This window comes from Weizmannia sp. FSL K6-0777 (assembly GCF_038593185.1).
Taxonomy (GTDB): Bacteria; Bacillota; Bacilli; order Bacillales; family Bacillaceae_C; genus Weizmannia; species Weizmannia faecalis.
The window spans coordinates 166,710-182,583 of sequence record NZ_CP151971.1; the positions used below are offsets into that span (position 1 = coordinate 166,710).

Consider the following 15,874-nt stretch of genomic DNA (forward strand, 5'->3'; position numbering starts at 1 on the left):
TGCAACAAAATGCTGGAAATATGCAAAATCCTGTTTTCATCCGGAATTTTTTGTGCTATGGTATGGACGTTGTGATTTATTTTAACCAGATGCGTATGATAGATAAATGGAGATGAACATACGATGGCAACACAAAAATCCGGCCTGAAACGGCGTTTAAAGGCGCGGCATCTGACCATGATATCACTCGGCGGCTCGATCGGGACCGGGCTTTTTCTCGGAAGCGGCGCCGCGATTTACCAGGCGGGTCCGGGGGGAGCGCTGCTTGCCTATTTGGTTATCGGTGTGATGGTCTATTTTATTATGACAAGCCTCGGGGAACTGGCTTCATTTATGCCGACAAGCGGGGCATTCAGTACGTATGCAACCCGCTTTATTGATCCGGCGCTCGGTTTTGCGCTCGGCTGGAATTACTGGTACAGCTGGGCCATTTGTCTTGCAGCGGAACTGTCGGCATCGACGCTGGTCATGAAATTTTGGTTTCCGCACAGCCCCAGCTGGTTGTGGAGCGGCCTGTTTTTGCTCGTGATTTTTCTTTTGAACATTTTGTCCGTGAGAGGCTATGGCGAAGGAGAGTACTGGTTTTCCTTTGTCAAAGTGGCGACCATTATCCTTTTTATTGTTACCGGCTTTTTGATGATATTTGGCATATTGGGCGGGGCACCGGCCGGCTTTAAAAACTTTACAATCGGGGATGCGCCTTTCCACGGTGGTGCGCTTGCCGTGCTTGGCGTGTTCATTACAGCCGGATTTTCATTCCAGGGGACGGAAATTGTCGGCGTTGCAGCCGGGGAAAGCGAGAATCCGCGCAAAAACGTGCCGAAAGCAATCAAAAGCATTTTCTGGCGCATTTTGTTGTTTTATGTCCTTGCAATTCTTGTCATCGGGCTGATTATCCCTTATACGACAAAAAGTTTGCAAAGTACGGATGTAATGGTGAGCCCGTTTACGCTTGTCTTTAAAAAAGCGGGGCTTGCATTTGCTGCATCCCTGATGAATGCGGTCATTTTAACGGCTGTGCTGTCGGCGGGAAACTCGAGCCTGTATGCTTCCACAAGGATTTTGTATGCAATGGCCCATGAAGGCCAGGCGCCGAAGTTTTTCGGCAAACTGAACAAACGCGGTGTGCCGGTCGCAGCCCTTGTTGCCACGGCCATTGTCGGCGCGCTTGCATTTCTCGCATCCGCATTCGGGGACGGCGCCATTTATATCTGGCTGTTGAATGCAGCGGGCGTCACGGGCTTTATTTTCTGGCTCGGGATTGCCGCCAGCCATTACCGTTTCCGGAAAGCGTATCTCGCCCAGGGACGTTCACTTGACGATCTCCCTTACCATGCGAAATGGTACCCGTTCGGCCCGATTTTTGCGCTGATTGTCGGCGTGATCGTTATTCTTGCGCAGGATTATCAGGCATTCCTCGGCGGCCGTATCGACTGGATGAGCGCCATTGCCGCGTATCTCGGCATCCCGCTTTTTGCCATCATGTGGCTCGGCTACAAGCTCGTAAAGCGGACAAAAGTCATCCCGCTTGAGGCATGCCGGATTGATGACCGGGGATTTGACCAGGAGCCGGAGCATACTGAAAAAAAGGATGCGCGCTCCTGAGCGGTGTGTTGGCTTAAAGCGCGCGCCCATGTTGCGATATCGATTCCTTGTTTGGAAATCATTATAAAGTATCGACGCCTCTACGCCCGCGTACAATACCGGTAAGGAGTGGGTAGAGATGAATGAAGTCATTACCACCCTGTCTGCGAAAAGACGGGAGAGGCAAATGAAGGCGGAACGCAATTTGCTCCGCGAACTGCCGGTTGAAGTGCTGAAGAAAAGCTTCCAGTCCCATTTCGGTTCGTTCCGGATCAACGGGGGAGCGTGGATGGAGCAGGGGATCGAAGAAGGGTGTTACGATGTCGCCATTGAAGCCTATTTATTGGGCGGCCATTACAGCCGGTTCGGGTATTACGGCGAGCCGGCCGAGCAGGCAAAGAAACGGTGCGAAACCGAATTAAAGCATATTACAGATACTCTGTACAATTTTTGGCTTTATTGGACATTCGGCAATGATACGATGCAGGAGTCCATTTACTATACATGCGAGCAGTTTGCCGACTACTTTTGGTCTTACGGCTTTAAAAAAGGCGAACAAAGGCGGAAACTGCGGCTTCATTAGGGGATGCCCGTTTGCGGCTCCCTTTTTTGCAGTTCTATTTTCCTCCCTTGTCCCATAACTTTTCAATAAGGACAGGGAGAGGGAGATTGTGATGAAACGGAAAATCAAAATTGCGGGGTTTCTGCTTGGTGTCACCCTTTTATTTTTACTTGTGCAGTTTGAGTTTTTCCAAAAAGATACGTGGCGCCCGTGGAATCTGCCGCTTTCCGGGAAAATCATCTATCTGGATCCGGGGCACGGGGGGCCGGACGGCGGGGCAACGGGAGATGAAGTGCTGGAAAAAGATGTTGCCTTAAGTGTGGCGGCCAAAATCAAAGACTATCTTCAGCAGCAGGGCGCGCTTGTTATTATGACGCGCGAAACGGATACAGACCTTGCTGATAACGAGACAAAGGGCTACAGCCGCCGCAAAGTGGAGGATTTAAGAAAAAGGCTTTCCCTGATCAACGAGTCGGAAGCGGATCTTTTTATCAGCATCCATCTGAACGCCATTCCGCAATCACAGTGGCACGGCGCCCAGACTTTTTACGCCCCGACTATGATTGAAAATAAAAGGATCGCCACGTTTATCCAGGCGGAGCTGGTCCGGAATCTCGAAAATACAAACCGGGCTTCCAAAACATTGTCTAATGTGTATTTGCTGAAGCATGCGAAAAAACCGGGCTGCCTTGTGGAAATCGGGTTTTTGTCCAATCCCGGGGAGCGGGAGCAACTAAAGTCCGACGCATACCAGACAAAGGTGGCAGCATCCATTTATGAAGGGATTATGCGCTACTTTACAAAAGAAAAGGATTTAAAGAACTGACAAGCATCCGGAGCCGTTCCAGCGCAAAACACTGCCATTGTATGGTATACTGGAATCAAGCTGGAAACGACTTCATTTTAAGGATGGTGTAGAAAATGTTGACGGAACAACAGGTTTACGACGTGTTAAAAGGGTTTGAAGATCCTTTTTTACATAAAACGCTCGAAGAAACAAAAGGGATCCTCGAAATCAAAATCAAAGAAGAGATCCAGCATGTCAGTGTCAAAGTGGCGATTGCCAAAACCGGCACAAGCGAACAGCTGCAGCTGCAGATGGCCATTGTGAAAGCATTGAAAGGGATTGGCGCGAATACAGTCGGCATCCGTTTCGGCGAACTGCCGAAAGAAACGCTCGACCGGTTCCGCGATTTGTTGCAGGAAGACAACAAAAACCCGCTCGGCTCCGCCAAAACGGAATTTATCGCCATTGCAAGCGGCAAGGGCGGCGTTGGGAAATCGACCGTTTCCGTCAATTTGGCGGTTGCACTCGCCCGCCTTGGGAAAAAGGTCGGCCTGATTGATGCCGATATTTACGGATTCAGCGTGCCGGACATGATGGGCATTATGCAGCGTCCGGTTGTCCGCGGAGAAAGAATTATCCCGGTGGAACGGTTCGGGGTCAAGGTCATTTCGATGGGCTTTTTTGTAGAAGACAATGCGCCGGTGATCTGGCGCGGGCCGATGCTTGGCAAAATGCTGAACAATTTCTTCCATGAAGTGGAATGGGGCAACCTCGATTATTTGCTGCTTGACTTGCCGCCGGGCACCGGGGATGTGGCGCTCGATATCCATTCGATGCTGCCGCGCTGCAATGAGATTATCGTGACAACCCCGCATCCGACTGCGGCTTTCGTTGCGGCACGGGCCGGCGCGATGGCACTCCGGACGGAACACAATTTGCTCGGTGTCATTGAAAATATGGCTTATTTTGAAAGCAAGGTGACCGGCGAACGCGAGTATGTATTTGGTCGCGGCGGCGGGGAAAAACTTGCCGAAGAATTGCGGACCGAAGTGCTCGGTCAGCTCCCGCTTCAGCAGCCGGACTGGAATGAACATGATTTCGCGCCGTCCATCTATGCCGAAGACCACCGGCTCGGAAAAATTTATACGGAAATCGCACAAAAAATTGTGGACAAGCTGAAAAAATAAATGTGGAAAGCGGCGGAGCCAAATCCCGCCGCTACTTTTTGTCTTTCATCGTTTTCGCCGCTTTCAGCAGACTGTCTTCCATTTTCGCTTTAAAAGCCGGGTCATTAAACGTATCGATGACAACCTCCTGCATGGTTTTCCGCATTTCTTTGCTCTTTAGCATCGTTTGCACTTCTTTTTCGTAAGCCGGGTCTTTTAAAATATCCATCATCATTGCCTGGTAATCCGGATCCTTCATCAAACTTTTCAACAGCGCTTTGTTTTCAGTTTTCATGCTGTCTGCAACCGCGGCGGCAAATTTCGGATCCTGCATGGCTTCTCTCCAAAAAGCCTTGCCTTTATCGGAAGTTAATGTTTGTTCGATCGCTTCTTTCATGTACGCCTTGTCAATGACCAGATTCTTTTTCATTCCGTCGCTTGTAATCACGTCCTGCAGCGCTTTTTTTCCTTCATCGGTTTTCAATATGTCAATGACCATTTTTTTCGTCTGGTTATAATCCGCTTGCCCGCCTGTTGAAGCCTCGCCCGAGCAGGCTGTAAGGGCAGCGCAAAGGCTGATCAGGAGCAAAACGGTTCTTGGTTTCATGCTTTTGGCTCCCTTCTTCATTCTATCTTTAATATGTGAAGTTCTTTTCGGATTATGCGCTCGGCGGGGAGGCTTAAAAGCACTGGAATTTTTTCCCGGGACCGGAGCCTGATCGTGCTACAGCTCTGCAAAAACCGGCTTCATCGTGCGGATTGGTAAAACAGTACAGTTGGGAAAGCCGGCATGATGTGCTGGATTTTTCTCATGATTCTCTGTTACAATAAAGGTACTTTAAAGGCAAAGGGGGATGGGGATTGACAAGCCGGAACTGGGTTCGTTTCTTTTTTGCCGCTCTTGCCATCGGAGGGGTGTCAGCCGGGATTCTCGGGTTTTTCGTCCGCTGGCCGGAAATGGCGCCTTATTTTGCACATGCGGATCTTTTGTCCATCGCTGGCGCGTTTTTCTGGTTTGCGGGGTTGGGCTTGATTTTCAGTCTTGTCAGTCAGGTAGGTTTCTTCGCCTGGTTAACCGTGCACCAGCTCGGGCTTGACATTTTCCGTTCGCGGCTTGTTTGGCAGGCCATTCAGCTTGTTGCAGCCTGTTATGTACTGTTCGATTTTGTGTACTTCCGCGCGGATACCCGCCAGTCCCTGCTGTTTGCAGCACTGATCCTTGTGTCCGCGTTTGTGGCGGCAGCTGCTAAGACGAAGCAGGCAAAAAGTGCAGGGGCTTTTATTCCTGCCTTGTTTTTCATGGTGGCAGTGACCATTCTCGAGTGGGTGCCAGCTTTGCGTGTCAATAGCATATCCTCGCTTTATCTTATGCTTTTCCCGCTTCTCATCTGCAATGCTTACCAGCTGCTTGCGCTCCCGCATTTTTTAAAGCGCTCCCAAAAGGAAAAAGAGGAGAAAGCATTGCGCAAGATCGGAGAAGAAAAGACGGCAAATTAAAACCGGAGCCTGATGGGGTATCCGGTTTTTGCTGCCTGGGCAGTAAATGCATAAAAATTTTCTCAGCTGGCGTACAATATACACGATAACAGTGGGAACGCTTGAAACGCCCGCGGCCCATGAAAAAAGCAATAGAAGAGTCCATGGCTTCTGCTCCATACGACACAGAGCACCGGATGATTCCATTTTTGCAACCGCAGCATTTTTCCGGTAAAGGATGCCGCGGCCGGAATCCATGGTTCATGACCGCGGTTTCGATCATTTTTGAAACCAGTCGGCCCCTTTGTCCATATGGAGGAAGGGGATATCCGTATCCACTTCGCCGGTGATCTTTTCAATGGGCAAGTCTTCTCCTGACAGCCATTTGGCAAAGTCAATTTTCACCGGCTCGCAGTCACCGCCTAAAGCGAACCAGGCTTCCATTTGCTTTGGCAGGTAAGCGGAAGTATGGATTGTGCCCGCCCAGCTAGCGTATAGTTCTGAAAAAACGCCTTTATCCCGGCTATTTAATAATTGAAACGCGTCCCGGGCGCTGGATAGATGCCCTTTTTCCTGTTCCAAAATGGCGGTTCTGCGCATCGAATCGCTGAGATGATGCCGGTTTTCTTTGCTGAGGGTTTCAAAATGATTGGTGCAAATATCTCCGTTCCGCACGGCGACCGCGCGCGGAGAGGCTTCGACAATCCGGGTTTCCCCGCTTTTATCATAAACGACATAGCTGAATGAATGGCGGTGCGGAATTTCTTTTAACATGGCAACGGCTTCGTCAATATTTACGCATGATTCCAGCAGCAGCCTGCCAATCATGCAGCAAATAAACCCGTCGCCGGGACTTTTTCGATGGATAAACGTATAGCCGATGGCGAGCCCTTTTTCATTCATGCCGTCCATCCGCCCGGTGACGCGCTGGCTCGGCCCGGCAATCGCGTACCCCTGGTCGGTTGGCTGGTACAGGACATAGCGTCCTTCATAGGTTTTAGGATGGTAATCATAGTTGCGGATGAGATAGCCATCGCCTGTTAAAATCGAGCAGCCTGATTTTGTGTAATCCACCCGGTAGCCGCCAAATTCCTGCAAAACTTTTTCCATCGGCCATTTCAGTGCTTCCTGCAATCCGCACAACTCGTCCCAGATTCCGGGTGCAAAGCGGGTGATTGCGTCTTTCGTTTCGTTAAGGTCGATTACAAACCGCGGTTTTCTGACTTTCCATTGATTGTCGCGGTTTTGGATGGAAAGGGATTCTTTTAATGCAAGCCCCTGCATATAACCGAATTTTTCATGTGACCCGCGAAATTGGACCACCGTGCTGAAAATTTGCCTCATCATTTCAATTCACCTGCAAACCCATTGGGATATCCTTTCATATCATTTATTTTAACACATTGTATTTCTCTTCTCCTAACAACGATATACCAAGTGGGCCTGTGGCTTTAAGGAATCACTTTCGTTTCTGCTTTGCCGTTTGCAATCATTTCGGAAACGGTCACAAATTTTCCTTTATCCGACAAGTGGCGGATGATTTGCGGCAGGGCTTTGTTCGTCTGCTTTGCGGCATCAGAAGCGTGCAGCAGGATGATATCCCCGTTTTCGGCTGTGCTTGCTTTTTCAATAATTTTTGCGGTGCCCGGGTTTTTCCAGTCATCGGTGTTGACGCTCCAGTGAACCATTGTAAGCCCCAGTTGGTCCGCAATTTTTAATGCCGTTTTGTCAAAATGGCCGGTCGGGGAACGCAAAAGTTTTACATCCTTTATTTCAAGTTTTTTAAACACTTCTTGTGCCTTCTGCATATCATGCCGCACTTTAGCCGGTTCTTCATCCGTGTAATCCACATAGGCATAACCGAGGCTTCCGATCTCATATCCGGCTTTTTCAATCCTATTCACAATATCCGGGTGCTGTTCCGCCCACGCGCCTGACAGGAAAAAGGTTGCGGACTTTACGCCGTTTTTCTGCAGCGTTTTCAAGATAGGGACGGCTTTTTCATCGCCCCAGCCAATATTAAAAGTTAACGCAATGCCGTTTTCTCCTTTAAAAACGGCTTTCGGGGTGCCTTTTGCTGAAAAAGCTGCCGTCTGCGCCAGTGTTTGGGTATAGATCAATAAGGCAGTAAAAAACGAGACAATGACAATGAAAAGATACGGTTTCCAGTTTCGCGATTTCGTATGGTGCATGATTCAACCTCCCGTTAAAAACTGCACTTGTCTTATTGTATGCGCCATTTTTTCAGGATTATGCAAGGAAAAGTGCTGTGATATTTTCCTTAAATTTGGTAAAAATAGACGTACCATGAACAGAAAGGGTGCATGCGGGTGTTAGGTCTTGTCGTCCATGAAAAAGAGCTGCTGGAACTGCAGTATTTGTTGAAAAGAGAAATGGAAGAAATTTTACTTGACCTGAATGATGAGCGGATTGAGCGGGTCATCAAAAGGGCCATGAAAGAACGGTACCGGATTCTTTTTAAGCTCCTGACAAAAGTCGCGCCCCAAAGCGAATATGCCCAATTCGCCGTGTCCTATAGGCGGGAAATGAAACAGTAAAGAGCGGAGGCAGCCGCTCTTTTTTTTACGGTCTTTTGGAAAAGAAGAAGCGAAGAGCGTTCTGGAAAAAGGGAAATCACGGACCTTGACCGGAAAGAAGGACGCGAGTTGTCCCGGCCGCCCGGGTGAGCCGCACCCTTTTGATCACTCTTTCACAAAAAGTCAATAGGCCTGGAAGAATAATTTTCCAGAAAAATAATTTGTCAAATAATATTCGACAGTTTTTAACCGAATTGTCACATGGCTCCTATCTATACCATAAAAAGATTAAATATAATATAAGTGTAATGATAAAGTAACGGAAATATGGAAGAGGAGGGGATTTTGGGAAATGAGTGAAGTCATATTGGCACGGACCCAGTTTGCAACGACAACCTTGTTCCACTTCATTTTCGTGCCGCTTTCAATCGGATTGGCATTTATTGTCGCTGTCATGCAAACGCTTTACATGGTGAAAAAGAAAGAAATTTACAAGAAAATGACGAAGTTTTGGGGAACCTTTTTCCTCATCAACTTCGCAGTCGGAGTGGTGACCGGGATTATCCAGGAATTCCAATTCGGGATGAACTGGTCGACCTACTCGCGGTTCGTCGGGGACGTATTCGGCGCACCGCTTGCGATTGAAGCGCTGCTTGCGTTCTTTATGGAGTCGACTTTCATCGGCCTATGGATTTTCGGTTGGGACAGACTCCCGAAAAAACTGCATCTGGCCTGCATCTGGCTCGTCTCGATCGGAACGATGCTGTCGGCGCTCTGGATTATGGCCGCAAACTCGTTCATGCAAAATCCGGTCGGCTATACGATTCACAATGGCCGTGCCGAAATGAACAATTTTGCCGCCGTGCTGTTGAACCAAAAATTGCAGGTGGCTTACCCGCACATTATTTTCGGCAGCCTTGCCACCGGTGCGTTTTTCATCGCCGGCGTTTCGGCCTGGAATTTGATCAGGAAAAAAGAAGTGGCCTTTTTCAAACGGTCTGTTGCCATCGCACTTATCGTTGGTCTTCTCAGCGGGCTCGGCCTTGCCTTTTCCGGGCACAGCCAGGCACGTTATCTCATTAATGTCCAGCCGATGAAAATGGCTGCTGCGGAAGGCATCTGGCAAAACACCGGGGACCCTGCGCCGTGGACATTGTTTAGTGTCATTGATACGAAAAATAAAAAGTCGGAATACAGGGTGCAAATTCCGTACTTGCTGAGCTACTTATCCTATGGCAAATTTTCCGGATCTGTCAAAGGGATGAACGAGCTGCAAAAAGAATACACACAAAAATACGGGGCAGGCAATTATATTCCGCCTGTAAAAACAACGTTTTGGAGCTTCCGGATCATGGTTGCCACCGGCGGCATTATGATCCTGATGAGTTTGATCGGCCTGTACCTTGTCTGGAAGAAAAAAATTGAAAACAGCATGCGTTACTTGAAATGGCTGTTCCCTTGCATGTTTATCCCGACGATCGGCAACTCGTTCGGCTGGATTATGTCTGAAATGGGCCGGCAGCCATGGGTGGTAAACGGCTTGATGAAAACAAGTGCGGGCGTTTCGCCGAATGTTTCGGCCGGCGAGCTGCTGTTTTCACTGGTTGCGTTCTCGATTGTCTATACGCTGCTTGCCGTGGCAATGGCTTACCTGTTTATCCGCGTTATTAAACAGGGCCCGCAGGCAAAACCGATGGAAGACATTACTGCATCGGATCCTTTCAATACAAGGAGGGTTGTATAATGCAGTTAAATGAATTGTGGTTTTTGCTCGTTTGTGTGTTATTTGTCGGATTTGTATTTCTGGAAGGTTTTGATTTCGGAGTCGGGATGAGCACAAAATTCCTTGCCAAAAATGAGACGGAAAAACGGGTGCTCATTAATACGATCGGGCCGTTCTGGGATGCCAATGAAGTATGGCTCCTGACAGCGGGCGGCGCCATGTTTGCTGCTTTCCCGAACTGGTATGCCACGCTTTTTAGCGGCTATTACCTTGCCTTTGTCGTCCTGCTGCTTGCGCTTATTGCCAGAGGGGTTGCCTTTGAATTCCGCGGCAAACTCCAGGCAAGCAAATGGAAAGGTATTTGGGACTGGGCCATTTTGCTTGGAAGCCTCCTGCCGCCGTTTTTGCTTGGTGCTCTGTTTTCCGGGATGATCAAGGGGCTTCCGATTGACCGCTCGATGACGATGCATGCCGGATTTTTCGACATCGTCAACCTCTACACGATCGTCGGCGGGCTTGCTTTTGTCGCTCTTGTCTATCTGCATGGCCTGATGTTTATCCGTTTAAAAACGGATGGCGAAATCCGTGAACGTGCCGGAAAAGCCGCGATCAAAATGTATATCGCTACAGGCGCCGTCGTTGTCCTGTTTACCGTATTAACCGCTGTTTTTACAGACGCGTTTGTGAAACGGGGTGCCATTTTAATTCCGGTCTATGCCGTTGCCATCGTGCTTTATCTGGCACTGTATCCGCTTTTGCGGAATAAAAAAGAAGGATTGAGTTTTGCCGTAACCGGGTTGATTTTAATTCTTGTAACCGTCTCGTTTTTCATCGCACTTTTCCCGAACGTGCTGATCAGTTCAATGGGGGCGGCGAACAACTTGACGCTTTATAAAGCATCGTCAAGCCCGTATTCGTTAAAAATCATGACGATCGTCGCATGCACGATGGTACCGGTCGTGCTCGCTTACACGATTTGGAGTTACTACGTCTTCCGGAAACGGGTTACACCGCATGAATTGCATTATTAAAAAAGTTCAGGGGGCGGGGGTTAAAGATCGCCGTCCACTGCTCACCCGGGGAGCGGATTTCGGGCAAACCGGGTGTTTTCTTTTTCATTCGGCACCGTTTGGACGGGTGCGGAGAGAAGCAGATCAATACGGGAATAGGGAATGGATACTACTCCTGGAATGGAACCTTTTGGATGGGTACGGAGAGAAGCAGTCCGCATATTGCGGATTGAAGCAGGAACCTGGCACGATCTTAGGGACTCCGTACAGGTGAAAATATGCCAATGAACGAATCAAAAAAGCCCTGCGTATGGCGGAATGGCCCCATACCGGAGAGGAGCTGGTGCGGATGGATAAACATCTGATGCAGTATAAAGGCAGCTTAAAAACTTTTATCATTGCCGGATGCCTGACGATGATCCAATCGGTTGCTATTATCGTGCAGGCAGTATACCTGGCAAAAGCGATTGTCCATTTATACAAAGGGGTGCCGTGGCAGGAAGCAGCGGCTGAATTTGGCATCTTTTTCGCCGCCCATCTCATCCGCCACTTTTTGCAGTGGGCAAAGTCGCGGGTTGCGTTCCGGTTTGCCGGCCGCACGTCCCTCCATTACCAAAACTTGCTCGTTGAAAAGCTGTTTCGCATCGGACCGCGCGCCATCAGCAGGCATGGCACGGGCAATCTGGTGACGCTTTGCCTTGAGGGCATTCCGGAGTTCCGTACTTATTTAGAGCTTTTTATTCCACGGTTTATCGCGTGCCTGACGATCCCGGCTGTTCTCCTTGTGTATATTTTTTCACAGGATGTTGAAACCGGGATCACGCTGCTGGTTGTCATGCCGATTTTAATCGGGTTTTTGATTCTGCTCGGGCTCGCCGCGCAAAAGCAGAAAGAAGCGAGATGGGAAACGTACCAGCTGCTTTCCCGCCATTTTGTGGACTCGTTAAGGGGGCTCGTGACGCTGAAATTTTTAGGGCGGAGCAAAAGCCATAAAGAAGCCATTTGGGAAGTCAGCAACAAGTACCGGATTGCCACAAACCGCACGCTCAGGATTGCTTTTTTATCGTCGTTTTCCCTAGACTTTTTTGCGACTTTGTCCGTGGCGGTCGTGGCCGTGGAACTCGGGCTCCGGCTGATTAACGGGCAAATCGGATTTGAACCGGCCCTTGCGCTTTTAATTCTCGCGCCGGAGTATTTTATGCCGGTCCGCGATCTTGGCAGCGATTACCATGCCACGATGAACGGCAAAGAAGCGGGCGAGAAGATCCACCGCCTGCTTGCCGAAAAAGAAGACTTTGGAAACGGGCTTTCTTTTCCCGTCCCGGTTTGGAACGAACACAGTACATTAACAGTGGAAGGGCTCGAAAAACAGTCGCCGGAAGAAAACCGGGCGATCTTGCAAGATGTCACGTTTACCGCCCGCGGGTTTCAAAAAATCGGTGTGATCGGAATCTCCGGTTCGGGCAAATCGACGCTGATTGACCTGTTATCCGGGTTCTCCATGCCGGATGGCGGACGGATCAGGATTGACGGCCTGGAAGTTCCGCATTTGTCCTTTACAGAATGGCAAAAGCAGGTGAACTACATTCCGCAGCATCCGTATATTTTTGCAAAGACCGTACGGGAAAATATTGCCTGGTATGCGCCGGATGCGCCGCTTGAAAAGATTGAGGAAGCGGCCCGGACAGCAGGGCTTTCCGACCTCATCGCCAGCTTTCCGAACGGGCTTGATGAAAAAATCGGCCAGGGCGGACGGGTGCTAAGCGGCGGTGAAGAACAGCGGATTGCGCTTGCGCGGGCATTGCTGGATGCACGTCCGGTTATGCTTTTGGATGAGCCGACTGCGCATCTCGATATCGAAACGGAACAGGAAATTAAACAGCTGATGCTCCCGCTTTTTGAACGTAAACTTGTCTTTTTTGCCACCCACCGCCTGCACTGGGTAAAAGAAATGGATTTGATTTTGGTGATGGATGGCGGCAGGCTTAGAGAAGCGGGCACATACGATGAGCTGTACCGGAAAAAGGGCGCCTTTTACGAACTTGTCGAGGCGCAGCGGGGAGGGGTAGAACATGGCATACTTCAACCGGTATATTAAACCGTATATCCGCCAGTACCGGTGGCTGATGGCAGCTACTGTCCTGCTTGGCATTATTGCTTTTCTTGCTTCATCGATGCTCACCTTTACGTCCGGGTATTTGATCACAAGGGCTTCGGAAATGCCGGTGACGATTCTTTTGATTTATGTCCCGATCGTCGGCGTGCGCGCTTTCGGGATCGCGCGGCCGGTCGCCCGTTATTTTGAGCGACTTAGCGGGCATAATACGGTGTTGAAGATTCTTGCTGATATGCGCGTCAAACTGTATGAAATGCTCGAACCGCAGGCGCTGTTTATCCGCTCGCGTTTTCAGGCGGGGGATCTGCTCGGCACGCTTGCCGATGACATCGAGCACTTGCAGGACGCTTATATCCGCACCATTTTTCCTGTCGTGACGGCGCTGTTTTTGTTTTTATATTCTGTTTGCACGCTGGCTGCATTTGACTGGCAGTTTGCGTTATGGATTGCCTTATTAATGGGGATCGTCCTGTTTGTTTACCCGCTTTTATCCTTATATTTCATGAAAAAACGACAAATCGCGCTGAAAGAAACACAGAGCCGGCTGTACCGCAACGTCACGGATACTTTATTCGGCATCCGCGACTGGATCATCAGCGGAAAGAAAGAACGGTTTTTCAAGCAGTTTCATGAAGACAGCCAGGAAAGCCACGAAATGGAAAGGAAGATGTCCTTTTGGAATCATAACCGGAACTTTCAGCTACAGGTCATCTCGGGCATGATTTTAATATTGACCGGCATCTGGGCAGGGCATGCCGCAATGCATGGAGACATCGCCCCGACCTATATTGCGTCTTTTACACTTGTAACCCTTCCGATTCTGGAAGGCATCATCCCGGCATCCGTGGCGGTGGAAAAGATTCCGGCATACAAGGAATCCCTGCAACGGATTGACGCGATCCGGCAGTACGTCCCGGATAAAAGCAGGAATAGCGCAGTTCCTGGAGAGAAAGCGGATATCCGTTTGGAACATGTCTTTTACTATTATGAAAACGAACCGGCCGCAGCTTTGAACGATGTGTCACTCACCATTCCCCATGGGCAAAAAATCGCGGTGCTTGGCAAAAGCGGAGCGGGCAAATCGACGCTTCTCCATCTGCTGATTGGGGCGCTGCAGCCTGCTTCAGGGACCGTTTCCATCGGCGGGCATGCCCCGGCAGCATATGGCGAAGGGATTCACCAGCTGGTCAGTGTCTTGAACCAGAAACCTTATCTGTTCGCGACAACGGTCGAAAATAACGCTGCCCTCGGACGCCCCGGCGCCACATCAGAAGAAATAGAGGAGGCCATCCGGCAAGTCAAACTTGACCGGTATCTCCACTCCCTTCCAAATGGGATCCATACCCAAATGGAGGAAACCGGCCAGCGTTTTTCGGGAGGCGAGCGGCAAAGAATCGCCCTCGCACGGATCCTGCTGCAAAATACGCCTGTGGTCATTTTGGATGAACCGACTGTCGGACTTGATCCCCTGACAGAGAAAGACCTGCTCGATACGATGTTTGAAGTTTTAAAAGACAAAACGGTGATTTTCATTACTCACCATCTGGCCGGGATGGAAAAAATGGATCAGATCGTCTTTCTGGATGAAGGAAAAATCGCCATGCAGGGCACACACGCGGCATTGATGGAAAACCATGCGCGTTACCGCAAACTTTATCAACTGGACCGCGGGGACGCTTGACCAGCCCCCGCTTTTTCCAGTGCCACTGTTGCAGCATGGGTGCCTGCAAGTGAATTTGCCGTTTTTTATTTCTGCCCGTGCCGCGAAAGAAGCAGATGGGTTATCTATCGCCGGTTGCAAAAAATAGACACAATTTTTGAAAGCGTTACCATTGCTTTCTTCTTTACAAACCATTACACTGAAGATGAACCGAATTTGGAAAGGGTGGCGCCAGTGCAAACATTTGATTTCACAGGAAAAGTTGCAATCGTAACCGGCGGCGGGGGAGGAATCGGCCGCGAAGCATGCTTGAAACTGGCTGCGGGCGGAGCAAATGTCGTGGTCGCTGATTTATCTGATGAATTGGGAGAAGAAACGGCTGGAAAAATCCGTGAAAATGGTGGGGAAGCGATTTTTGTCCGGACCGATGTTTCCAAATCCAAAGATGTCCAACATTACGTCCGAACTGCGCTAGATACTTATGGAAAAATTGATATTCTTTTAAACAATGCTGGTTGGGAAGGAAAGATGAAACCGCTCATAGATTATCCCGAAGAAGTATTTGATAAACTGATGGGCATTAATGTACGCGGCGTCTTTCTTGGTATGAAGTATGTGTTGCCGCATATGATCAGCCAAAAAAGCGGCACCATTGTCAATACGGCTTCTGTTGCCGGCCTCGTCGGCACACCGGAAATGGTGGCATACGGCGCCAGTAAGCATGCGGTGATCGGCATGACGAAAACGGCAGGAATTGAGGCAGCTCCGTCCGGCGTCCGTGTCAATGCGGTATGTCCAGGGGTTGTGGACACAGAAATGATGAGAAAAATTGAAAGCGGTTTTGCCGGAGGTGATTCAGCAGCTGCTGAACAAACGAGGCAGCAAATGGCTGCATCCGCCCCGACTGGCCGCTATACACAACCGGAAGAAGTGGCGAATGTTCTGCTCTATCTTGCATCAGACCTGTCTTCCCATATCATTGGGCAAACGGTTGTCATTGATGGCGGGGCAGTCCTTTCCTAAAGTCCGGCTGTAATATCTATTATAAGAAATAACAATTTCGATAAATGGAGGGAAGCTCCCGGGTATACCGTCTGCAGTATAACGCCTGGCTGTACAGCGTAAACAAGTTGATTTGGCTTCCCTCCGTAAAGCTGAAAAAATATATAAAATAAATAAAATCTCTCAGCTCTGTTGCCTGCTGCAAAAAGTATCGTCATGCAAATCGGTGCCCAGGCTTGATGTAAAAACTC

The 15,874-nt window shown here is 49.4% G+C and carries 14 protein-coding genes; 11 read left to right on the top strand and 3 right to left on the bottom strand.

Annotated features, from left to right (window positions below; translation table 11 throughout):
* The first annotated feature begins 123 nt into the window (after positions 1-123).
* From NST70_RS00895 to NST70_RS00910, 4 genes are all read left to right on the top strand, one after another.
* On the top strand, positions 124-1,605 hold the full coding sequence (locus NST70_RS00895; RefSeq protein ID WP_014096474.1) for an amino acid permease: 1,482 nt from the start codon (positions 124-126) through the stop codon (positions 1,603-1,605).
* A 118-nt stretch (positions 1,606-1,723) separates the two neighbouring features.
* The gene (locus NST70_RS00900; protein ID WP_014096473.1) at positions 1,724-2,167 is read left to right on the top strand and encodes a YbaK family protein; all 444 of its coding nucleotides are present in this window, start codon (positions 1,724-1,726) and stop codon (positions 2,165-2,167) included.
* Between the two features lie 91 nt (positions 2,168-2,258).
* Complete coding sequence (gene cwlD / locus NST70_RS00905) at positions 2,259-2,972, top strand: N-acetylmuramoyl-L-alanine amidase CwlD (RefSeq protein WP_014096472.1); 714 nt, start codon at positions 2,259-2,261, stop codon at positions 2,970-2,972.
* A 95-nt stretch (positions 2,973-3,067) separates the two neighbouring features.
* Entirely contained in the window at positions 3,068-4,120 is a 1,053-nt protein-coding gene (locus NST70_RS00910) for an Mrp/NBP35 family ATP-binding protein (protein WP_014096471.1), read from the top strand.
* A 31-nt stretch (positions 4,121-4,151) separates the two neighbouring features.
* On the opposite strand, the gene gerD is transcribed toward NST70_RS00910, so the two are convergent.
* Entirely contained in the window at positions 4,152-4,706 is a 555-nt protein-coding gene (gene gerD / locus NST70_RS00915) for a spore germination lipoprotein GerD (protein ID WP_014096470.1), read from the bottom strand.
* 254 nt (positions 4,707-4,960) lie between these two features.
* Between gerD and NST70_RS00920 the strand changes: the two genes are divergently transcribed.
* The gene (locus NST70_RS00920) at positions 4,961-5,596 is read left to right on the top strand and encodes a KinB-signaling pathway activation protein (protein ID WP_276210777.1); all 636 of its coding nucleotides are present in this window, start codon (positions 4,961-4,963) and stop codon (positions 5,594-5,596) included.
* 258 nt (positions 5,597-5,854) lie between these two features.
* Here the strand turns inward: NST70_RS00920 and NST70_RS00925 are convergent, their stop codons facing one another.
* Together NST70_RS00925 and NST70_RS00930 are read right to left on the bottom strand one after the other, a co-directional pair.
* The gene (locus NST70_RS00925) at positions 5,855-6,919 is read right to left on the bottom strand and encodes a C45 family peptidase (RefSeq protein ID WP_340714039.1); all 1,065 of its coding nucleotides are present in this window, start codon (positions 6,917-6,919) and stop codon (positions 5,855-5,857) included.
* Between the two features lie 107 nt (positions 6,920-7,026).
* The gene (locus NST70_RS00930; RefSeq protein ID WP_014096467.1) at positions 7,027-7,767 is read right to left on the bottom strand and encodes a polysaccharide deacetylase family protein; all 741 of its coding nucleotides are present in this window, start codon (positions 7,765-7,767) and stop codon (positions 7,027-7,029) included.
* A 138-nt stretch (positions 7,768-7,905) separates the two neighbouring features.
* Between NST70_RS00930 and NST70_RS00935 the strand changes: the two genes are divergently transcribed.
* The 6 genes from NST70_RS00935 (at position 7,906) to NST70_RS00960 (ending at position 15,644) form a co-directional block, all read left to right on the top strand.
* On the top strand, positions 7,906-8,133 hold the full coding sequence (locus tag NST70_RS00935) for a hypothetical protein (RefSeq protein WP_014096466.1): 228 nt from the start codon (positions 7,906-7,908) through the stop codon (positions 8,131-8,133).
* 331 nt (positions 8,134-8,464) lie between these two features.
* Positions 8,465-9,856 carry a cytochrome ubiquinol oxidase subunit I gene (locus NST70_RS00940; protein WP_014096465.1) on the top strand — a complete coding sequence of 464 codons (1,392 nt, stop codon included), beginning with the start codon at positions 8,465-8,467 and terminating at the stop codon, positions 9,854-9,856.
* Positions 9,856-10,866 (top strand): cytochrome d ubiquinol oxidase subunit II, encoded by a 1,011-nt coding sequence (gene cydB, locus NST70_RS00945; protein ID WP_014096464.1) that lies wholly within the window; start codon positions 9,856-9,858, stop codon positions 10,864-10,866. Before NST70_RS00940 ends, cydB begins: the two co-directional genes overlap by 1 nt.
* Before the next feature lie 328 nt (positions 10,867-11,194).
* Positions 11,195-12,943: a thiol reductant ABC exporter subunit CydD gene (gene cydD / locus NST70_RS00950; protein WP_017551209.1), complete on the top strand. Its 1,749-nt coding sequence runs from the start codon at positions 11,195-11,197 to the stop codon at positions 12,941-12,943.
* A complete protein-coding gene (gene cydC, locus NST70_RS00955; RefSeq protein WP_035182943.1) occupies positions 12,918-14,642 on the top strand; it encodes a thiol reductant ABC exporter subunit CydC in 1,725 nt (574 codons plus the stop codon). Before cydD ends, cydC begins: the two co-directional genes overlap by 26 nt.
* A gap of 213 nt (positions 14,643-14,855) precedes the next feature.
* Entirely contained in the window at positions 14,856-15,644 is a 789-nt protein-coding gene (locus NST70_RS00960; RefSeq protein WP_026684497.1) for a glucose 1-dehydrogenase, read from the top strand.
* Positions 15,645-15,874: the final 230 nt, after the last annotated feature.